The following is a 22241-nucleotide window of genomic DNA, read 5'->3' on the forward strand; positions in this document are numbered from 1 at the left end:
TCAACTCTTAGTGCCTGTTTAGTTAGCTATTTTTAACCATACGGTATGTGTACCATGTTCTATAATTTTCTTTTTCGAAGAACCATCTTTGTTCATCATGTAGATATTCGGTTTTCCATCTACTTTACTCATAAATATCAGTTTAGAATCGTCTAGGGCCCCATGATGGATACCAGTCTTCAACAGTGTTATGGGTCAACCGTTTTTGATTAGACCCATCTATAGATTTCATATTTTCCGTCCATATCAACATAAAAGCGATTTGCATGCCATTAGGTGAAACCGCAGGGCTTCATTATTTGGTCCTGGCTAACGCAGAAATGTCGCTTTTCTACCATGAGAGAGAATCTTTTTTACTGAAGAACCATCCTTATTCATAATATAAATATGTGATTTTTTATCCTTGTTGGTTGATGAAAAAATTATTTTAGAACCATCAGGGGACCAGGATGGGTGCCAATTACCAACATTATTAAATGTTAATCGTTTTTGATTAGAACCATCAATATTCATCACATAAATTTCAAAATTTCCATCTCTATTAGACATAAAAACGATTTGCTTACCATCAGTAGAAACTTCAGGATGCCATTCTTCAGCTTCATTATCTGTCAAATGGATAATGTTGGTGCCATCAATATCTGCTATGCTTATCTCACCTTTTTTATCTTTGTAATCCGAAGTAAATACTATTCTTCCATCTGGAGTAAAATAAGGGTTACTGCCTTTCAGTGATTCTATTTGAGTTCTTTCGCTACCATCTTGATTCATAATCCAAATTTCTGCCTGCCAAACGTCTTCCGAATCTTTATATTCTCTTGCAAAAGCAATTTTTTTTCCATCGGGAGTCCATTCAGGTGCACTATCCCATTTGTTTTTTGCATGAGTTAATCGTTTGCTATTCGTACCATCACTGTTCATTGTATGAATAGACCAAGTCTTTCCGTCATCATGATATACTCGAAAAGCAAATGTTTTTCCATTAGGAGACAACGCTAAGTAATCACCCTTCGTATTTATACTTTTAATATTTGATTTACCTTCTTTATCGATTGAATAAATTTTTGCTACTCCCTTTGAAGTATAGGCAATTGCATGGGACGATGATTTAGATTTGTCATTTTCCTTATTTTCTTGAGCAAAGATTGTGTTTAGCGATAAAACACATGTCAATATTAATAACTTTGTAGCTTTCATGTTTTTTTCCTTTATTTATAAATGTGTTGATTTCTCATTGATTTAATTAAGAAAGCAAATGTACTTCTTGAGAGAATTACAAGTCTTGTAAAATCTTGCTATTCCTTTTATAATTACCAGGAGTTACTCCAACGTATTTTTTGAAACTATGCGTAAAATGACTTTGGTCATAAAACCCTGATTCAAGTGCAATTTCTACCAAAGGAACATCTGTATAAAAAAGCTTTTTTGAGTTTTCTATTCTAATGGTAGTTAGATATTCCAAAGGTGTTAAACCAATGTTCTTTTTAAAGCTTTTTTGTAGTTTAAATTTATTCACTTTAAACTTTTGTTGTAGTATTTCTAAAGTGATTGATTGATTATAATTTAGAAACAAGTAATTAAGGATATCGTCAAAAGGTTCGTTAGCATTTTTTTGAGAATATGATTGCTCATCGTCATTCAAAGTATCCAAAAAAAGGTTTTCAATGATTTTAAAAATTGATGCTTCGTTTATGTAGAACCCACTGTTACAGTAGGATAGAAAATAGGGAAAGCTTGCCAGGTGAGAATAATCGGCATTTATTTTTTTTGAAATACTTTTGATTACATCATCGCTTATATAAAGAGCCTTATAAGTCCAAGGATTGTTTTTATTACCCCAGTTTTTATGAATTGAATAAGGTGGGATTAATTGTATTGCATTCTTACTGACCAAAAAACCTGAATTGTCAAATGCAATGTTTTCGCTTCCGTATTCTATATGAGCCAGACTCCAAGATTGATGAAAATGCGAAGGAAAATTTTTATCGATGAACATGGCAGACTTTAGCTCAATACCGTCAAGCATTGATAGTTTTATTGTCTTTACTTTGTTTATTTCTATCATTTATATTTGCAATTAGGTACTTGTTTTTTTTGAGCAAAGGAAGTATTTAGCGATACGATTGTCAATATTAATAATTTTAATAGTTCTTGAATTTGGACTTCTTTTTTTAATATGTTTGGTAGCGGTTGGGCTATGGTTTCGTTGTGGAATTGTCCGCTAGGACCATTCCGCGAGAACCAAGCCATTATTTAAAGATAGGAATTTTCCGTAGAAAATTCCGCCACAATGAATTATAGCCATTGTTACCTGCTTTTCTTTCTTTTAATTCCTTGTCAAGCCACAATTCATACCAATTTAAAAAAGTCACACGCCCTTCTGTGTCAAAATATGGGTTAGGATAAATCCCTTGATCATTACATCGGTCATCAACCCACATATTCCCGTATTCTTTCCCGTTTACCACTAGATTCAATGAAACTCCACACCCAAAATTTGAAACTCTTAAAATTCCATTGGTCCATTTATTTTGAAAATATTCTTTATCCTTTTTCCTAAAATATTCGTCCTCATTTTCACTAGTTACTTCTCCAAAATCTAGATTCCAATGTTGGGTATGAGGAAATGGCTTAGATAAGTCATTCAAATGATCTGCATTTTTATAATCTAGGTCAGCATAAATTCCGTTTTCAATCGGCTCTAATCCGAAATATGGTCCCGCACCGCCATTTCCAATTTGTTTAATAAATTCTCTATATCCAGTTGGTAGAGTAATTTTATGCTCTTTCTCAAAGTTAGTTAGTTCTCTTTCAGATTTTATTTTATTCAGCTTGTATTTATGTTTTTCAGCGCCAAATGCGTGCAAACTTCTATCCAGCTTTTTCAATCGGTCGAGTTTCTCTTTAATTTGGTTTAATTGATCTGTCATTTGCGCTTTGTCGAATTGCTGGTAACGTGTTTGTGTATGGTTAGTTGCGTAAGCAACTAAGATAGCAAAAGGGGACGGAACTGAGGAATATTCGGAGAATATTCCGATTAGCACATACGATACTCAAGCAATTAATTATACACGTTGTTGTCACACGTTTTTATTCATCAGGTAATAAATCAGATGTAAATCCGCTGTCTTTTCCCCATTCTTTAATTTGTTTCATTTTCTTTGTTTCCAAGAATTCTCTTGTCCAAGGATTAAATGAATAAACATTGAACTTGTAAGTTATTCTCGAACGACCTTCTTTTTTAATTTCGTCTATTTGGTCTATTAATTCGGTAATATGATATTTAAACTGTCCATCATAAAAAGTTGCTTTATTAAACCTTTCCCATTTTAAAAATTCGGAAACATTTTCTCCTTTCAATCCGTGTTTTTTTGCAACTGAAATAGCTTTCGTTTTGTCAATTTCAAAAGTTCTGTTTTTTGAGTTTAGTTTTTCAAATCCGTTGTTGTTAAATCTATCGTGACTCGGAATGTAGTTGCCTTTTTCGTCAAGACTAATTCCAATCATTTCGCTTTGCCAATCCGAGTTCTTAAGTCTGACTTGATATCTAAAAAGAAATTCAGTAGGTTTTCTTTTCATAGATTCTGTCCAACTACCTACATAACCATCTTTATCATAAGCGTAACAGTTAAAATCAAAACGTACTTGGTTATCAAAAAACTCTTGACCATAATTAGAAATAATCAAGCTGTCAGCCGTTTTTTTCATTCCTTCAAGTATTTCGTGATGTGGAAATAGTTTTTTGTTAACTTCACAAATTGCATTGTCATAATCTCGAGTGAATAATAACTGTTTATTGAAGTTATACTCTTTCCAAATTCCGATTCTCTTTCCGCTTTTTTTTGTCCAACCTTCTGTATTTAATCTTGTAGTATCTTTTATAAAATGTACACTTCTCCAAACAGAATCCTTGTTTTTGAAGCTTTCTTCATAAATGTGATAAACAGAATTTCTAATAATTTCAATTTCTGACGAATCTGTGGAAATGTTTTCACGACTAAACTGTCCAAAGACAGATAGTCCTGAAATGAGAGTGAAAAATGTAAGCAGAAATTTAATGTTCATCGGGTTTTTCTCAAATGTGTGGCAACAATATATATGTGTCGTAGCAGGGCAAAATGTTACCTAGCTTTTCGGTTTTTCTGAGCATTGATTGCTAACTTTTCTTTTTCTTTTAGCAAACATTGCACCATCATAAATATACAAGAACCATTCGATTTATCACTTAGCTGCTATGAATACATATATATTGTTGTAGCACGTTTTTATTTACGTAACACTAAAAATATTTATCAATCCTCCAATCGTTATTAAAAAGAACATTGTCAAGTAACTTCGTTTGTTGGATGTTTTTCCGGACATTAATTTTATTCCAAAGTATAGATTTATAATACTTAAAATAACATTTGAAAATATGACCCAATTCGGATACATAAATGCAAAAAGTATATCTGTATAATGATATTTGTAATAGAGTTCAATCATTTGATATATCCAGACAACAGATAATATTATTTGAATTAAGCCTAAAACATTATTAATTTTCCTTTTCATTTTTAGAAATCAATTCATAATAGTTTAGTAAGTCATTAATCATTGTCGCCTCAATTCCGCTACAATAACTGTGTTGATAGTCAACAGAATTGAATAATGAACCTATTCTGATATATTCACTAGAAGTACAACCTCCATAATTTTCTTTCCCGATTTTTGTTTTCAGATAGTTTTTAAGTGAGTCCATTTTAATTTTTGAAACTAAATGGCTTTTTCCTGTTCTTTTTGATTTTAATAAGAATCCATTGTTTTTAACAGTAACATTAAAATGTTCTTCACTTCCTCCAAAACATCCCCAATTCTGAATTTCAATATCAAAGTCCGACATAGCAAAAACTTTCTCCAAAGTTTCTGGATTGTTTTTTATTCTTGGTTTACAAGAATAAATCAGTCCAATTATTAATATCAAAATGAGTTTTTTCATATGTGCTACAACGTTAAAAATATGTGTCGTAGCTGTGCAAAATGTTACCTTACTTTTTAATTTTTCTGCGCATTGGTTGCTAACTTTTCCTTTCTGCAAGCATTGCGCCTTATCAAAAATACAACAACCATTTGATTGATCACTTAGCTGCTATGTTTTATACACCGTGTTACCTACAGTTAATATTCATGATTACTTTCATATTCTAATTTCCATTCTTCATTTGTAATTTCATAAATCATTGTAAAATTTGCTCCTTCGCCTTTTATTTCAAATTCAATTTCTATACTATCTTTATTTTGATTTATTTCAACAAATTCAATGTAGAATTTAGGTAAATCATTTTGTTGAAATTCTACGGTCTTATTTCCAATTTTTAAATCGGGGAAATTTGATTGATTTAATCCAAAATAAGGTTTAAAAATTAGTTTTCTCTCGGGTAATTCATCAAAATGGAGATAGTTAACGACTTTGGGATTGGTAAATGCAGAATTTAAAACGGTTTTTAAATCTGATATAATTTTAGGATTATCAGTTTTTGTTTGAGGAAATTTAAAATTCCGTTTCTTAGAATTTAGAAATTCACTATTTCTCGACTTGCAATAATCATATCTCATACGCAAATCAATTATACAAGAATCTTTATCAATCAGCATTCTTCTTCTAACGTCCAAAGTACCTTTTCCTGTTTTCTTTGCTTTCAAATAAACTGTGTCTCCTTTGATTTCATATTTTCCTTTAGTATTTGTAAATCCAAAATGACCAGTTGTCACATATTCAAAATTTCCATTGCCATCAAAAATATAACTCCATTTTGTCGAAGCCCAATATCCAGAATAATTTCCTTTCAGATTCTGTCCAAATACGAATGAACTTAATATTAGAAAAAATATTAATATGGTGGTGTTTTTCATAATTGTAGGTAACGTTTAATATATGTGTCGTAGCAGAGCAAAATGTTACCAAGCCACCGATATTTTCTGCGTAGATTTTATACATTTATAGAGTTTTAAAATCACTGCGCCATCATAAATATACAAGAACCAATCGATTAATCACTAATCAGCTATGATCACATATATGTTGTTGTAACACGTTTTTATTCCGACATTTTTTCGTCCGTCCGTTTTACCTCGACTGTTTTTTGATTGTAATTGTAGATAGCAAGTCCAGCTGAGAATATTAATACATTCAAGATCAACTTCCCTATTCCGTCCGTTATATCATCTCCAATAAATAATTTTATTAGCTTTCCAAGAATTACAAGTCCGCCTCCCAGCATTAGTATTACGGCCGAGACATTAATTCCCATTTTAGCATGCTTATGTCTCATCAAAACTAAGACTAGAACTATTATTTGAATTAAAGTAGGAATGAGCGCAATCAAACTTTTAGAAATCAAAAATGTGTATAGATTCCAGCAAATTAAAAGTCCGAGTGTAGCTATTATTAAAACTTGAAATGTTTGGTTTTTGAAAAATGTTTTTTCCATTGGTTGGTTTTGGTAAATGTGTTACAACGTGTTTGTGTATGGTTAGGACTAAGTTAGTAAACAAAAACGAACCAGAGGAAAATCCGTAGGATTTTCCGAGTACACACAGAACAAGCAATTAAATATACACGTTGTTGTGTACAGTGCTTTTTATTCTAATTTTCAATTATTTCCTTTGTTTTAATATATTCAAAGTCATTTCCACCTAAATAGTTTATTGTTCCCAAATAGACAGAACAGTTCAAGGTTAAATGGATTTGATTTGCTATTTCTTCTAAAAGTCCGTCAGAGGGTTCGATATTCTCATACATTAACATTATTGAAATCGGTTCTTTTAAATTTTCTTTTTTTTGTTCAACACTCCCTTCTTTAAAATCACTCCAATAAGAATGTTTTCTAGAAATATTGAATTCATAGGACAAGTCAATTGAATGCGCCTCAATCCATTCAAAAACATTTTCATAATCGTATTGAAATTCCTCGATTAGTTTTTTATTATAAAATTCGGTTGCGATATCTTCAAGAGGTTTTTCTGAATAAAACCATAGTTTATAATTCTTTCTATTTGTTTTCATAGGGCATTGTATACAACGTTTAGTGTAAAATGCGTTTGCATCCCAAAAGGTGCATATGCATTATACAAATTGTTATGTATTTTTCATTTTTTATTTAGCGTAGAATAAATTTTCATCAATTTATCCAAGTCATTTTTAGTTGTTGCATTTCCAAAAGCATGAATCTTTTCGTTCCAAATTTCATTACTTTCATTGATTATAATAGATTGCATTGAAAATTCACCATTACAATCATAAATTCTCCATTTTCTTTGCTTATTAAAAACTTCACTTTCCGAAAATTCTGTTTTACAGTCATCATTATCTGGTGCAAATTCACTCGGATGATAACCAAGATAAAAACCGCCTGAGAGATTTTGTACGCTATTTGTATCTATATGCTTGAAATGGTACACTTTAAAGTCAGGACCCAAATTTTCCTCAATCTTGTAATTCGTTGGTAAGGAAATGTACAAGTTACTCCCCCCGATTTTGGTTTCAATTAAGTTTTTTTTAAATAAATCAATAACAGGATCAGAATTAGGCTTGCTCTTCGATTCCTTTTTATTACAAGAGTATAATAAAACTACAGTCAAAAACATAGAGAGTAATACTTTTTTTTCATTCATATTTTGAAAACTCATTTTAATTATACACAACGCCAAATATATGAATCGGAGCAAGGCAAGTATACCTTAACCAATCGATCTATCTGCGCATTTTTATTTCTTGTTTAATTTATAAAAATTTAGCGCCACCACAAAAAGGAAATAACCTTTCGATCTAGCACTAAAACTTTGCTCTGATTTCATATATAATGTTAGACACAGGCTATTTTTCCCATATCTTCCGTATTAATTTGATTATTGGTAGTTTGCCAGGAGAGTTTTTTTTCTCTTCCTTAGGCTCATCACTTATGGTAACTTTTTTGTAATTTTTCTCAATATAATCCCATTCATCCATATCAGGTTGTTTTAGGTCTGATCCACCTCTATGAGGATGTTGAACATAATCTTCAGGAGGTTTTGGTAAACTTTTTTTGCAAGAATCTGAACAAACATTTACTAACAAAGGAACTATATCGGTAGCTACACCTAATGTTATCCAATATTGACTATTGTCGATAAAAGACATTTCTCTTTTACAAATACTACAATTAATTATATCAGAAGTGTATTTTACAGGATTATGATTTAATCTAGGGAATCCCTTTCTGTTTTTATAGTTCCCGTATAATGCTCTAGTACTTATTCTGCTGTCTTTTAGGTTTTTACAATTAGTTATTTCATAAGGAAGCCAATTTAAATCGTAAGAACCGTAAGGGTCAAAATATTCAAGAGATTCCATTTCTCCAATTTCAGGAGGTATTCTTTTTAAGTTACTTCCATAAAGCCCGATTTTTTTCACTCTTTTGAGTTTGGATATAGATTTTGGAAGGGTATATATTTGAGAGAATAATTCATCACCTAGATACTCTTTGGGAACAAATTCATCAGATCCGTTTTTAGCTATCAGTTCAACATATTCACATAATTTTTGCCAAGCGACAGAATCTCTATTTTGAAAATTGTTTGGAATTTTTGAGATTGTATTAGTCATATTATTTGTGCTTGTGTCTAACGTTAAGTATATGAAGCGTAACATCCCGTAGGGTGTTATGATTTCATATACAGTGTTAGGTGCTTTTTATTTTATTTTTCACTAATTCCGCCGCAGTTTTGGCAAAGGATTTAGTAATTAGTTTCAATTCCTTCTTTTCTAATTCATTAGTTATTTGGTTATAGTCTTTTAAAAAATCCTCGACTACATCTTTATTAAACATACCCAATACTCTTCCGAAATCCTTTTGAGAAATTTCTCCAATTTTACTCACAACATTATTCAATCTATTTTCAGTCACATATGTAAGAATAGCTTCTTGAAGTTTAATTACTTTATCAGAAAGTTCATCTTCCAATTTTATAGATTTATGATACTTTTTATTTTCAGACCATTTCTCATTTTTGTTCTTAAGAATAACTCGGACACCATTATTAAAGTGTCGTGTCTTTGATGGTTTAATAACCACTCCTTCCACAACATTTGGAGTTAAATCAGGAAGGTTAAGTTCTTTTGGCAGAGTTGAATTAAAATCATTTGGATAATCTAGACATTCTTTTAAATCTCCTCTGAAAATTGTTTTAGCGTGAAGTATTTTTTGTTTTTCAAAATGACTATTCACTACATCAACATCTAAATATGTTTCTGAATTGATTAAAATATCAAAAGCATAGAAGTGATTTTTAGGGCTATAAAAAATTCCTTTTTGAACCATTATTGCTTTTCTATCAATTTCAACTTCTTTGTGAGGATAATCACCTCCAATAATTTCTCCGAAAATTGTTAGTTGCTTTAAATTCTCAATTTCATTTTTTAAATCTGACCAAATGTTTTTAAGCTTTGGTTTTAACTCCTTTAGAATTAAATCGTGATTGAAAAATTTTTCTTCATTAGTAATTTGGTCAGTTCTTTTTGCAGAAAAATAATCATCACCATTCGTCGACCAATAACTTAGATTCGCTCCATGTACCTTTTCTTGAACAATAAATTCATCATTCCAAAATTCATGACCCTTTATTCTGTCAATAAATTCGTCGCGGTAAGTGTTTTCTATAGAAGTGTATTTTTTGAACATTTCCTTTTTTCTAATTGCACCTAACGGCTCGGCTATGGTTAGTGCGGAAATTAAAAGTAACGAACTTTCGATTAAGCACTTAGCCAAAACTTTTTATTTTGTTTTATCTTTTTTGTTCTAAAGCCAAATCAAAAGATTTGGCGGACTTTATAAAAATACACTAAACTTTGGATTAAGAATCAACCCCCGTATTAATTATAGCCTATGTTAGCAACTTTAATTTATATTCAATTCAGTCGAAATATTAACTTCTTTCTTTGAATTTTTATCTTTCAGTTTTGCAGTCAATCTGCAAGGGTTATTTATCTCTCCTTTTGTAAAAGTAAGTTTAGCGGTTACTTGACTTTTCAAATCTTTAGGATTTACTCCGACGTCTTCATAAGCACTTAAAAGATTTGAATTCGAAAGTATTTTGTTTCCATTGTTATCGGTTAAGTCAACTGAGAAAATTGGAAAAACCTTATCATCGGTTAATTCTAAACCTTCAATGTCATTAAGTATCAAAATAAAAAGATGTTCAGAACTTATATTACTTTTAAAAACAGGTTGTTTTAGAGTTTCATTCCATAAATAAATAGTTGAATATTCAATTCCATTGCTTTTCACATCTAATAAGTCGTTTTCCTTAACAGTAAATGGCAGTTCATAATTAAATGTTCCGTCTCCTTTTTTATCGGTAATCTCAACGAGCACTTTATACTTTTCATCATTTTGATTTGGTAAAGCAGAAATAAAATTCGCTTGTAATTGAAGAGGCGAAAGATCAGTTCCGTTATTTAAGCTTTTCAGTAGGTTTTGATTAGAGAAAACCGTGTCTTTATCATTTTTGACAATGTACATTGATAATTCTGGATAGGTTTTTCCATTGGAATGGGTTAATCCAGAAACATTGTTAAATATCAGGTTTACGTCTTCGCCAAAAACAAATTTATTTCTATTGTCGGTTTCTCCGTTAACCTCTATTGCAATATCATCAACTCCAATTCCATCACCTCTGGAATATGCTCCTGTAGTCAAATCTTTGTTTACTGATTGATTAAATTGACAAGAACTAAATGTTACAATTACTATTAATAGAATAAGTATTCTAATTTTCTGCATTTGGTTTTTCATTATTGTTGCTAACGTTTAGCTATGCGTAGTGCGGGAGCAAAAAATCACAGGTTTTCGATCTAGCACTTAGCCAAAGTTTATGTTTTGTTTTTATCTTTTCTAAAATACTAAATTTAAATCTTTGGCGACATACCAAATAAGCAACAATCTTTGAATTAAACCAAAACCCCGCATTATCGTATAGGTGTTGTTAGGCAACGTTAATAACCGAGTATTTCTTTTCGTTCAGGGCAATCCTCAGTTTTACATAAAATTTTGCCATCGTGATTCTTACTCTTATCATAAACTTTTAGAATGTTGAACAACTTATGTTTTATATAATCGTATTCAAATGTTTTTTCGTTAAAGATAGAGTCAATTTCTTGTGATTTAAAAAAATCTTCGTGATTTCCATTATTCTGTTTCATATAATTTGTCAACCTGCCAAAGATTGAGTTTTCAAAATCTTTATGACTCCTGATTACTAAAGGACAATCTAAAACTCCTTCGAATTCTAAACCATTTATACTATCGAGAAAGGAATATTGATTTTCCAAATAGATGTAATCATAATTATTATCAGATAATTCAAAGAAAAAATCCTTATAACTCTTGCCAGTTGAGTCTTTTAATAATCTGCTTTTTATAAGTTCGTTTTCAAATCCTTTTATATAACGTCTGATAGATTTTCCGTCAACAGTCACATTTTCAGAATAGCATTTATTATAAATGTCAGATATTTTCTCGTTTTGACAACTAAAAAGTAAGATTGAAATTAATGATATTATCAAGTATGATTCTTTTTTCATAATGTTGCCTAACAACAGAATATACGACATATGTCCTATATATTCTATTTATTATATTCCCACTTTGGGGATATTTATGTTTTTTGATCTATAATTTACAAAAATAAAGTCTTTATTCTCTGTTTTGGTACTATTGCTATAAAATGTGATGAAATCAATTGTTTTTGTGACGATTTTGTAAGATATATTTTTACTCATCTAATGGATTTTTGATGGCTTTGAATTTGTTTATAGATACTTGAGTATAAATTTCTGTAGTTCTTGTGCTACTATGTCCTAATAAAGTTTGGATATATCTTAGATCGGTTCCACTTTCTAATAGATGGGTGGCAAACGAATGTCTGAGTATATGTGGAGTGACCTTTCTTTTGATATATGCTTTTGTTGCTGCTCTGTTTACAATTGCCCCTACACTTTTTCCTGAATATTTCATCCCATTTGGGGATTCAAATAAGTATTCTTTGGGTTTCCATTGTCTATAATAGATTCTTAAATCTTTTACTACCTTTTCTGATAGTAAGGAATATCGATCTTTATTGTTTTTTGCATTCCTAATGTGAATCAGCATTCGTTTGCTATCTATATCAGTTAGTTTTAGATCTAATAATTCGCTTCTGCGTAATCCAGAAGAATATAATAGACTTACTATGCAACGATGTTTTATGTTATTGGTATTGGCAATTATAGAACGTATTTCTTCTTTTGATAACACTTGTGGGAGTTTCTGTTCTTTTCTGGGCCTTTCGATACTATAAAACCTGTTAGGCATTCCCATGACCACCTCATAATAGAACTTAATACTATTAATGGCCTGGTTAATATAACTATTAGATTTGTTTTGACTAATGAGATGCTGTAAATAGCTTCGGATTTCCTCCTCTGACAAGGCCACAATATCATTATCACAATAGTGATTAATGAATTTTTCAAATTGTATTATATAGGTTTTACAGGTATTTAAGGCATATCGTTTGAGTTCTAATTTTCTCAGGTATTCTTCAGGAACATACTTGTAAGAAGTCGTTTTACTTCGGTTTCGATACCAGTTAATATCCACAGGTTGATTGTCACGTATTGGCTTTTCTTTAAAAAAAGAATTACCGTTTATCCACGCTACTCCTCTAAATTTTTCAAAAACTTCGGCGAGATTTTCTTTAGTGTTTGCAATATATACCATCGAAAACCCCTTACTCCATTTAGGGTTTGGAAGTTCCTTTATCAATGCCTGGATCACCTTATCAGGATAAAACTGTAACCCAATCATCTTTTGATTGCCAATCAATAAGTGTTTTAATGTGATATGTTTAGTAAGGTTCATTGTACAAAAATGCGGTATTTAAAAATCATAGTAGTATTTTAGTCGAATAACATTCGAATAGGATTCGACTACTATTCGATTCATTAGAAATTATGAATATATGTCCACATTGTAAAGCCGAAATTATAGGTAGATCCGATAAGAAATATTGTTCTATCCATTGTAAATCTGCACATCAATATCAAAAACGTAAATCAGAAGAAGCTTTATATTACACTATTGACAAAAAGTTAAAAACTAATCGTAAGCTCTTAAAAGCCTATAACAAATCCGGGATGTCTACTGTACGTAAAGAAAAGCTACTATCTGAGGGATTTGACCCTACTTATTTTACTCATTATTGGAAAAACAAAAAAGGGCAGATCTATTTGTTTTGTTATGAATATGGATTCCTGGATCTTAAGGAAAACCAGAAAAGAAAGTATCTTTTGGTAAAATGGCAGGATTATATGAACAGTTAGCCATTTTGCTTTGTAATACCTCCCAATCACTAGGTAACAACACATATAATTTATTTACCTCATATTCCTGTATATTCTATAATACCTGTTCAATTTTAGAATATTAACGTGAATAATCGATAAGAAATTTTCGTCTGTTTGAGTGCCAAATCTCTGATTTGGTAAATTGAAAACAAGAAAATTTATAGGCAAACAGTACTTCTCGATACTAAATTCTTACAGAATTTCACTCGAAGTAACGTATCTGTTCTTAAATAGTATTCATATAATATTAAATAAAAAGATGTTGTTTTATTGAGTGAATTTAAGCTGAAAACAGAGTTTCTTTCGAGCTGAAAACTCCCTGAAAAATCATTCTATTTCAATCAATTTCCGATATAAAAAAGAGCATAAATTAATCTGTTTTTTAAAGGATATTTTAAGGTGTTTTGCTTCAAAACGGTGTTTTTGAGTCGTATTTTTGGTTGTCTAGAGCAAAAAAAGCTGTAATTGTTTTGCAAAAAATAGTATTAATTTTATCTATACTTATCATTCAACCCTATACCATCTAGTATCATTGGGCTTATTTTTTCTAATCTTGTTATACGTGTAGCTTCTCGTTTTGCTGCAGCTATATATTCTGAATATTCTCTTTGTTTGAAAGGAGTTAACTGTTCAAAAGATTTTTTTAAATTATTATTAGCGTCGAGTGCCATTAATAATTCAGAAGGAATTTTAATTGTTTTTGATCTTTCTGGTTTGATTTCTTTACCTTCTTTTTGGTTTTGGATAGCTTCTTTTATATAGTGAAGCGCTAAATCTTTATCAATATCTTCTACGGCATTAAATCTCCATTGTCGTAAGCCTTTGGTTTTTCCTTCTTGAGCATTCAACAACTTCTTTGCCTTATCTTCTAAAAATACACCTTGATAAAACCATATTCCTACATACGACTTAAATGCTCCTATTCCTATCACATTTTTATCATTAACTGTATATACCGGTACTCCCCATTTTATCGTTTCTTTCATTTCGGTAGTGAGTAGTATTGACCTTAAGATTTCCAGAGCTTCTTTCCACTCCTGATTCTTTGAAATAAATTCCTCAACTGATTTATTTTTTTGCATAGCTCGAGATATTAAATTTATAAGTTTTCAGAAAATTATCAAATTATAGACATATTATTCCTTTTCTTATACTCTTTCCAGTCCAAGATATGGTTTCTCTGGTAACACAATTTCTATTTCTTCACCAACAGATATTTCTCCGCCCTCTACCACTACTCCCATAACACCAGCTTTTCTTATTAAATTTCCATTCTCATCATGGTCCAAAACAGCTTTCATTAACCCCTCTTTTATCGAATTTAATTGATTACAAGGATTTCTTAAACCGGTTATTTTAATTTTCGCTTTTTGACCAAGTTTCAAAATAGTATACCTCGGAAGATTTAACAAATCTATCCCAACAGTAGTAATATTCTCTCCCATTTCTCCATTCTTAATATAAAATCCTTTCTCATTCAATTCTTCAAACAGCTCAAAATGAATTAAATGTACTTGCCTTAAATTGGGTTGAGTTGGATCTTTTACTACTCTGGATCTATGTTTTACTGTTTTTCCCATATGGGCATCTCCTTTAACACCCAATCCTTTGATAAGCGTTATATGCTCGCAACTAAATTTATTAAAGGTATGAGATTGACTCTTGCTTACACCTATTATTTTTGGCTTCTTCATTTAGTATATAATACGCTAGTATTCTTATTTTCTTTTCAACGTAGAAAAAGCTAAAACATCTTTTCCATCTATAATATAATAGCTAAAACTAATATGATTTTCATCCACTTTGGTTATAATTACCGTTCCTTCTTTTATACAGGTATTGGTATTCTCTAAAATTAATTCATTAAAGGTAGCACGATTATATGAATACTCGACCAGTTCCCATCGCCCAGAACATTCTAAACTTGGATATTTTATCTCAAATGATTGTTGGTAGATATCAATCTCTAAATTAATAGACCAGGTATTATTGTCTTCTAAATCTAATTGACACCCCACTCCTTCCCATTGGCCGTTGAGCCATATGATATCATCGGTTTTACATCCTGCTAAAATTAAGGCAATAAAAAAGAACAGTACATTCTTGGATTTCATTCTATTTTCATATTAAAATTCTAAATATTTTATCAAATCTAAAGAAATTTTAATCATGATTGCCACACCAAACATCTTTGTATCTATATCTCTTTTTTGATTATGTAAACCTTATAGATTTTGAGGCTACAATTTCTATATTTTAGAGCATTCTACAAAGAAATATTTATGTTTTTGGCTTCTTTAGAATCCCACTCAAAGCTTATTTTCAGCTTTTTACCTTCTTCATCCCAATCAAACGAAGGAGAGATACCACTTATTGTTACAGATTTTGGAGAAGCCTGAATATTATGAATAATCAACGTAATTTTTCTATCACTATATGCATATTTAGTTCCTTTTTCTACTGTTAGTGCTATTGATAGTTTTTTATTGCTTAGTGCACTATCAAATTTTAATATTTCGTATTTTCCTTTTTCAAAAGCATTTGGTGTTTTACCATCGTCATCATATACCTTACCAGAACTATTTTTTATAGTATTATCATGATAGTAATGCAGCATTATATCTTTGGTCGAATACATTTTGGTTGTTTGTACTGGGTGTACCATAGGAATAAATGCTCCTGCTTTTACAAATACAGGAATGTGATCTTCTACTATTTCAACCGTTTTAAATGTTCCTCCTTCAAATTTCTGTCCCGTGAAGAAATCATACCAATTCGTTCCTTTTGGAAACGGAATATCCATAGATGCAATACCAGGTTGTATTACGGGTGACACCAGAAAATCATCACCCCACATGTAGGTAAAACTTATTTCGGATAATTCTTTATTATCTGTGTTTTCAAAAAATAAAGGCCGCATCAATGGTATACCAGTTTGATTATTATCAAAAGCAATGGTATAATTATAAGGCAATAGACTATATCTAAGTTCGATACTTTTCTTGGCTAAGGTTTTTGTTTTTGTATCATGAAAAACGGGTTCTGGAGCAATATGCTCCTGAGCATGTGGTCTAAATATGGGTTGAAACACCCCATATTGCAACCAGCGGGTATATAACTCGGGATCAAATGTTTCTCCGCCAGCAAACCCTCCCAAGTCAGAATGCATATAGCCCAATCCTTGCATTCCCATTTGTAATGCTATTTCGGTTTGAGATTGCAATCCTCCCCAACTTCTGCTTACATCACCAGACCAGGGGATCATTCCAAATCGTTGGGATCCCGAATATCCTGCTCGCATCAATATAAATGGGCGTTGCTCTGGGAAATCTTTTTGATACCCTTCTTGTACCAATCGTGCCCAATCATGACCATAAATATTATGAACCTCATCTGCACTTCCTGTAGCGTGCTGTAATTCTGAAGGATGTACTTCGGGTTCTCCCAAATCACCCCACCAACCTGCTACTCCATACTCCCGAGTATATTTGGCATAAATATCCCAAAACCATTCTTTTCCTCTAGGATTATAAATATCAATAATCCCAGTATTTCCAAAATAAAAATCGTACTTAAATGGGTTTCCTTGCATATCTTTCCCCAGGACTCCTCTCTTTACGGTTTCTTCCCACTTTTTTGAAGTCGTTAGTACAAAAGGTTCTGTAATCAATATTGTTTTGATTCCCTGATCTTTAAAATCATTGATCATCTGTTTTGGATTTGGAAATGAGTCTTTCAAAAACTCAAAGTTTCCCATATGTCCTTTGATCTCTTTTCCAAACCAATAAATATCCAGAATTACTGCATCCAATGGGATACTATCTGCTTTAAACCGGGCAATCGTTTCTTTAGTTTCTTTTTCAGAATGATATCCAAAACGACTGGCAAAATTTCCAAATGCCCAACGCGGGGGTAATGGCTGTTTTCCTGTAAGATTGGTATATTGATCTATCAGATCTTTCCAATTATCTCCTGCAACTACCTGGTATGTTTTTCTTCCGTTAATCGTTTCATATTGCAACGTGTTATCTTTTTTACTATCGATATCCAAAAATCCAATCGGGGCATTATCAAAATGAACAGCATATAACTTAGAGGAAAGTACCAAAGGCATTGTAAAATTCATTAACTCAGAATAGTTTTCATATCCATAATGTGCTCTATTGTATAACTGAAGCTTTTTACCTCTGCGATTCATCCCCACCACTCGAGAACCAGCCCCATAAATTACTTCGCTTTTATCCAGGTTAAAATCCAAAATTTCTGTAGAGTCTGTCTTTATATATCCCTTCTTTTCAGAAATCAATTTTTTTCCTTTATACGTATATGAAATATGAAAAGGCTCTTTGGTAATATGTACATCAATACCCCTGGTATCTATAGTTAATACACTATCGTTTTCTCGTATCTGTACTTTTGTGGTCACCAGGTCTAAGATTACGGCATGAGACTGTGGATCAAAAGTCTCCCCTATTGGTACAAATGAGGTTTCTATAATTTTATCAGAATAGGGTTTAATTATGTATTTTCCGTTATCCTTAAAAACCTCGATATGGGTATCTTTATTTTTAAAACCTTGATATGGTCCTTCATATTTCTTTTTACAAGAAATTGTCGTGAGTATAAGGGTTACAAATACTAAAAAAAGAGTAAACTTAGAATTCATATTCAACATATATTTTTATCAATAGATAGTACTCAAATATAACGGAATCCCCATAGAATAAAGGTATAACAGCAGCTACATCAGAAGAATTATTGATTTTTTAGTAAAACTCGATTTACGTAATAAGAATCTCAAAAAATCACTACAACGTTTTCGTAAGAATTTCTGGTGCAAACCAGGCATCAAAATGTGTTTATCATAAAGTGCTGCATATGGGGTAACAAAACTTTGTTGAAGCTGATATAGAAGTAGAAATGCAAAAAGGAGGAACCGAAAATCCTAAAAAAAGAGTAGGAAAATCAAATACTCATTATTATGAAAATTAAAACCTGTAAAAATGTAAATTACTCAATTCTAATCTTGTTTATTGGAGCGTTCCTTTTCTCATCCTGTGAGAAAGAAGAAGTTGTATCTTCAGAAAAAGAAAATACAATCCTTAAAAATTCAGATAGCAAAAATCTGAAACGAGAAACTATCGGGGTTTCTACATGTGCATCTTTTGACAGATCATCTTGTAGTGATGATCTGGTTCTGGATGTAGATGAATGTAATTTTATTTCGGGATCCGGAAGAGATATGCCTCATCAATATATCATTGATGATCTACTCAATAACTGCCGTACCGAAGAACTCCCATCTAATTGTACCTGGTGGAGAGGAAATATAACCCAAACCCGTATCATAAAATTGTATTTAAACAATTGTTGTAATTCTGCTGATGTTTTTAATAGCAGATTAGACGGTTGGATGGATTTGGCTATTGACAATAAGCCAAATTCTTCATTCCTGGTCACTAACTATGAGCGATTACCCGGTGGGATTATGCATAATTCACCTTTTGGGCCTTACGAAATTAGGATTAGAGTTACATATCGTAAAAAAATATGTAGCATAAGTTCACTACCAGATGGTATTAGAAAATAAATATCAGTAGTATATATAAAACGGGCCATTTACCAGTGTAGATGGCCTTGTTTTATTGTTTAGTTTACAAAAAAAAGAGCTTTTAATTACATTAAATTCAGAAGAGAACTAATGGTATCAAATAGATAACAGACATAATCATTTATTTAAGAATGATAAACAATCAGGTAATATACGCGATGTAAATTTAGGGTGTCATTAACCAAGCAAATCTTAAATGTACAACACGCCATGAAACGTCATTACTTAATCATTTCTAAAATAAAATACTGTATACTTTTAAGTATATTATGTATGGGGCTATTTACATTACAAGCTCAAAAATTGACCTCAAAAGATAAGTCTTTAGAGAAATCTAAATTCGATCTTCCTACCGATAACCATTTTAATAGAAAAACATACCTAAAAGGAACTGGTAAGTCCTTCATTAACTTTGGAGATATTTTGATATCCAGAGCAGTTTTACCAGCTGCTAGTTTCTCCAATGGGCCCACCTCAGGACAGTACATCAACCAGGGATTAATCAATCAACAGCCAGTTCCTTTTTATAATAAACAGCCTATACAAGGGTTTTCTGCAATTTTAAATAATTACGATAGAACTTTTACCGTATTATCTGATAATGGTTTTGGAAGTATCGAAAACTCATCAGATTATAACCTTCGCCTGTATAAGATTAAACCTAATTTTAAAAGTATTATTGGTTGGGGTAATGGATCTATTGATATACTAAGTTATATCGAATTGCGAGATCCTAATGGTTTGATTCCTTTTGCCATAACAAATCATTTTAGTGATTCGAGAGTTCTTACCGGGGCAGATTTTGATATAGAATCTATACAAAGAACTTCTAATGGGGAGTATTGGATTGGTGATGAATTTGGACCTTTTCTGTTACATTTTGATAAAAATGGAGTTTTATTAGATCCTCCAATCCCATTACCTGATTTTGATACTCCAGGAAAAGAACTTCGCGCACCGCAAAATCCATATAGTGAAGAATATAGTGCCTTGCGAATAATGAACGCCATGCGATCACATGCAAAGGCTTATGGAAGTAAATCTCCTGTAATGTCTCCATGGTACGTAATGCTTGATGATCAAAACACCAATACAGTGGTAGGAAGTAGAAAAAACCCTCCTTCTACCCTTACCAATGCATCAAGCGAATTATTTAATGTCTCTTCTTTAAATCGTGCAGGTCATCAAGTCGTTGCATATACGGTAAATGATCTTGAGAACATCAACCTACTTTTGGATCTTGGTGTACAGGGAATTATCTCTGATCGCCCTGATGTACTATTAGAAGCTCTTCAAAATTTTGATAACAATAAAGATGGTCAACCCGATTTTATGACTGCTGAAGGATTGATCGATATCAATTTATTTGATGCACAAGGTCATAGAGGTTCGCGAAACTTACGTCCAGAGAATACATTACCCGCTATAGAAGCTGCATTAGATTTTCTGATGCCAACCATAGAAACTGATTGCGGTATTACTCTTGATGGTGTTCCTGTTTTGGATCATGATCCGCATATCGAAGCTGCAAAAACACGTAAAGCAGATGGTACTACTTATGAGTATAAAGATGAAGTTCTAGTTAAAGATCTTTCTTTAGATCAAATTCAAAATACATTTATTGCCGATAAAATCTTAAAAGGAAGGCCTTCTCAAACCAATGATCTGTCTTTATCACCTGTTGCTGTTGCTTTTGCAAACCAAAACAAGTTTATAGATCCATATATTATGCCTTCCTTACAACAGGTATTCGATTTTGTAAATTTTTATGTTTCATATTACCAAAACGGACCTGGGGCTTCAGATCCCGAGGCAGTGAAACGTTGGAAGAATGCATCCAAGGTTCGTTTTAATATTGAAACCAAAATTAATCCAAAGACAGATGTCGATGATCGTGGTGATATCTTTGCTAACAGAACAGTAGACCCAAAAACTTTTACAACAGCATTAGCCGATGTAATTATTGCAAATCATCTTACAGATCGGGCAGATATTCAAAGTTTTGATTTCAGAACACTCCTTATTGCTCATAAACAATATCCAGAGATAAGAACTGTATGTTTATTTGGTGACTTTCCCAAAGTTGGTAATACGGGAGACGGAACTAATTTACAAGATCAAAACGGGCAAAATACACCTTGGCTAGCAGGACTATATTGGCCCTATAGAAATACAAAATTAGACACTCCTTTTCGGGTAAAAAGTAGTGGAGGTTTTGAAGGGATGGCACTAAGTACTAATAAAAAGACACTATTACCTTTATTAGAAAAACCTCTTGAAGGCTCTGAAAACAATAATTTGTTGATTCACGAATTTGATTTAGAAAGTAAATCATATACAGGTAAAAAATTCGAATACCCCCTTGATAAAAAGGCCCGTGCCATAGGTGATTTTATTATGTTTAGCTCAAAAAGAGGATTAATCATAGAGCGAGATAATTCTCAGGGAGATATACATGGTTATAAGGCAATCTATGAGGTTGAATTAGATAAAAACGAAACATTGATAGAAAAACGACTAAATGTTGATCTTCTTAAAATCAATGATATTCGTAGAATATCTGAGCCGGGATTAGAGGGCGATATAGGAATAGGAAAAGATTTTGCATTTCCATTTGTAACCATAGAAAGTGTAGTGGTATTTAATCCTTTTTTAATCGGAGTCCTCAATGATAACAACTATCCATTTAGTGTAGGTCGCCATATAGGTATGGGACTCCCCGATGATAATGAGTTTATTCTTTTATGGCTAGATCAACCATTAGGAAAACAATGGGGAGAGATAAAACCCAATACAAAAAATATAGCTGCCAATACCATAAAAGTATATCCAAATACATTTAGAAACGAGGTTACTTTTTTTAATACCCTAAAAAAAGAAAACACGGTATCTATTGATATTTATGATGTACATGGTAATCTCGTTAGAAAACTAGTCGATCAACAACAAAATGAAGAAGGCTTTACATATATCTGGAATGGTACATCAAAAAATGGGTATGAGGTTTCTAAAGGACTCTATATTGCCGTAATCGAGATTAATGGTGAGTTTATCAAAAAGAAACTCTTAAAAAAATAACATCGCATAACTAACTTCATTTCACTCAATAAACCAACTAAGCAGAAAAACCACCTATACGGGTGGTTTTTTTATAGCATAATAGCCATAGTGTATTCTCTAATCTGTATGATGAACACCTTTAGACATCCAAATATTTACAAAATATAG

Annotated in this window: 21 protein-coding genes; 3 read left to right on the forward strand and 18 right to left on the reverse strand. The window is 31.7% G+C overall.

The window, feature by feature from the left end:
• Window positions 1-309: 309 nt before the first annotated feature.
• The 14 genes from NNH57_RS25435 to xerA form a co-directional block, all read right to left on the reverse strand.
• Window positions 310-1197, reverse strand: a complete 888-nt coding sequence (locus NNH57_RS25435) for a TolB family protein (RefSeq protein ID WP_074405993.1) — start codon at window positions 1195-1197, stop codon at window positions 310-312.
• Window positions 1198-1273: 76 nt separating this feature from the next.
• Window positions 1274-2065, reverse strand: a complete 792-nt coding sequence (locus NNH57_RS25440) for a helix-turn-helix transcriptional regulator (protein WP_074405992.1) — start codon at window positions 2063-2065, stop codon at window positions 1274-1276.
• A 184-nt stretch (window positions 2066-2249) separates the two neighbouring features.
• Complete coding sequence (locus NNH57_RS25445) at window positions 2250-2930, reverse strand: SMI1/KNR4 family protein (RefSeq protein WP_108807577.1); 681 nt, start codon at window positions 2928-2930, stop codon at window positions 2250-2252.
• A gap of 160 nt (window positions 2931-3090) precedes the next feature.
• Window positions 3091-4065: a hypothetical protein gene (locus NNH57_RS25450; protein WP_108807452.1), complete on the reverse strand. Its 975-nt coding sequence runs from the start codon at window positions 4063-4065 to the stop codon at window positions 3091-3093.
• A gap of 472 nt (window positions 4066-4537) precedes the next feature.
• Window positions 4538-4978 (reverse strand): hypothetical protein, encoded by a 441-nt coding sequence (locus NNH57_RS25455; RefSeq protein ID WP_132065950.1) that lies wholly within the window; start codon window positions 4976-4978, stop codon window positions 4538-4540.
• A gap of 179 nt (window positions 4979-5157) precedes the next feature.
• On the reverse strand, window positions 5158-5892 hold the full coding sequence (locus NNH57_RS25460) for a hypothetical protein (protein WP_108807449.1): 735 nt from the start codon (window positions 5890-5892) through the stop codon (window positions 5158-5160).
• Between the two features lie 185 nt (window positions 5893-6077).
• The gene (locus tag NNH57_RS25465) at window positions 6078-6470 is read right to left on the reverse strand and encodes a hypothetical protein (RefSeq protein WP_074405984.1); all 393 of its coding nucleotides are present in this window, start codon (window positions 6468-6470) and stop codon (window positions 6078-6080) included.
• A gap of 155 nt (window positions 6471-6625) precedes the next feature.
• Window positions 6626-7045, reverse strand: coding sequence for a hypothetical protein (locus NNH57_RS25470; protein WP_074405983.1), 420 nt, complete (start codon window positions 7043-7045; stop codon window positions 6626-6628).
• Between the two features lie 83 nt (window positions 7046-7128).
• Window positions 7129-7653: a hypothetical protein gene (locus tag NNH57_RS25475; protein ID WP_108807448.1), complete on the reverse strand. Its 525-nt coding sequence runs from the start codon at window positions 7651-7653 to the stop codon at window positions 7129-7131.
• Between the two features lie 202 nt (window positions 7654-7855).
• Window positions 7856-8623: a hypothetical protein gene (locus NNH57_RS25480; RefSeq protein WP_108807447.1), complete on the reverse strand. Its 768-nt coding sequence runs from the start codon at window positions 8621-8623 to the stop codon at window positions 7856-7858.
• Between the two features lie 76 nt (window positions 8624-8699).
• Window positions 8700-9785, reverse strand: a complete 1086-nt coding sequence (locus tag NNH57_RS25485; RefSeq protein WP_108807446.1) for an RNA ligase, Rnl2 family — start codon at window positions 9783-9785, stop codon at window positions 8700-8702.
• 129 nt (window positions 9786-9914) lie between these two features.
• Window positions 9915-10799 carry a hypothetical protein gene (locus NNH57_RS25490; RefSeq protein WP_074405979.1) on the reverse strand — a complete coding sequence of 295 codons (885 nt, stop codon included), beginning with the start codon at window positions 10797-10799 and terminating at the stop codon, window positions 9915-9917.
• Between the two features lie 212 nt (window positions 10800-11011).
• Window positions 11012-11599 (reverse strand): hypothetical protein, encoded by a 588-nt coding sequence (locus NNH57_RS25495; RefSeq protein WP_108807445.1) that lies wholly within the window; start codon window positions 11597-11599, stop codon window positions 11012-11014.
• Window positions 11600-11789: 190 nt separating this feature from the next.
• Window positions 11790-12917 carry a site-specific tyrosine recombinase/integron integrase gene (gene xerA / locus NNH57_RS25500; protein ID WP_175392657.1) on the reverse strand — a complete coding sequence of 376 codons (1128 nt, stop codon included), beginning with the start codon at window positions 12915-12917 and terminating at the stop codon, window positions 11790-11792.
• A gap of 92 nt (window positions 12918-13009) precedes the next feature.
• On the opposite strand from xerA, the gene NNH57_RS25505 reads away from it, so the two are divergent.
• Window positions 13010-13378 carry a hypothetical protein gene (locus NNH57_RS25505; RefSeq protein WP_074405964.1) on the forward strand — a complete coding sequence of 123 codons (369 nt, stop codon included), beginning with the start codon at window positions 13010-13012 and terminating at the stop codon, window positions 13376-13378.
• Between the two features lie 515 nt (window positions 13379-13893).
• Here NNH57_RS25505 and NNH57_RS25510 read toward each other — a convergent pair.
• The 4 genes from NNH57_RS25510 to NNH57_RS25525 form a co-directional block, all read right to left on the reverse strand.
• Window positions 13894-14484 carry a YdeI/OmpD-associated family protein gene (locus tag NNH57_RS25510; protein ID WP_074405963.1) on the reverse strand — a complete coding sequence of 197 codons (591 nt, stop codon included), beginning with the start codon at window positions 14482-14484 and terminating at the stop codon, window positions 13894-13896.
• Between the two features lie 66 nt (window positions 14485-14550).
• Window positions 14551-15096: an MOSC domain-containing protein gene (locus NNH57_RS25515; RefSeq protein WP_108807444.1), complete on the reverse strand. Its 546-nt coding sequence runs from the start codon at window positions 15094-15096 to the stop codon at window positions 14551-14553.
• A gap of 24 nt (window positions 15097-15120) precedes the next feature.
• Window positions 15121-15516: a hypothetical protein gene (locus NNH57_RS25520; RefSeq protein WP_074405961.1), complete on the reverse strand. Its 396-nt coding sequence runs from the start codon at window positions 15514-15516 to the stop codon at window positions 15121-15123.
• 152 nt (window positions 15517-15668) lie between these two features.
• The gene (locus NNH57_RS25525) at window positions 15669-18068 is read right to left on the reverse strand and encodes a glycoside hydrolase family 31 protein (protein WP_074405960.1); all 2400 of its coding nucleotides are present in this window, start codon (window positions 18066-18068) and stop codon (window positions 15669-15671) included.
• Window positions 18069-18383: 315 nt separating this feature from the next.
• Between NNH57_RS25525 and NNH57_RS25530 the strand changes: the two genes are divergently transcribed.
• Window positions 18384-18992 (forward strand): hypothetical protein, encoded by a 609-nt coding sequence (locus NNH57_RS25530; RefSeq protein WP_074405959.1) that lies wholly within the window; start codon window positions 18384-18386, stop codon window positions 18990-18992.
• Window positions 18993-19286: 294 nt separating this feature from the next.
• Window positions 19287-22091 carry an esterase-like activity of phytase family protein gene (locus tag NNH57_RS25535; RefSeq protein ID WP_159099166.1) on the forward strand — a complete coding sequence of 935 codons (2805 nt, stop codon included), beginning with the start codon at window positions 19287-19289 and terminating at the stop codon, window positions 22089-22091.
• The last annotated feature ends 150 nt before the right edge of the window (window positions 22092-22241 follow it).

The sequence above is a fragment of the Aquimarina spinulae genome, from assembly GCF_943373825.1.
Lineage (GTDB): Bacteria > Bacteroidota > Bacteroidia > Flavobacteriales > Flavobacteriaceae > Aquimarina > Aquimarina spinulae.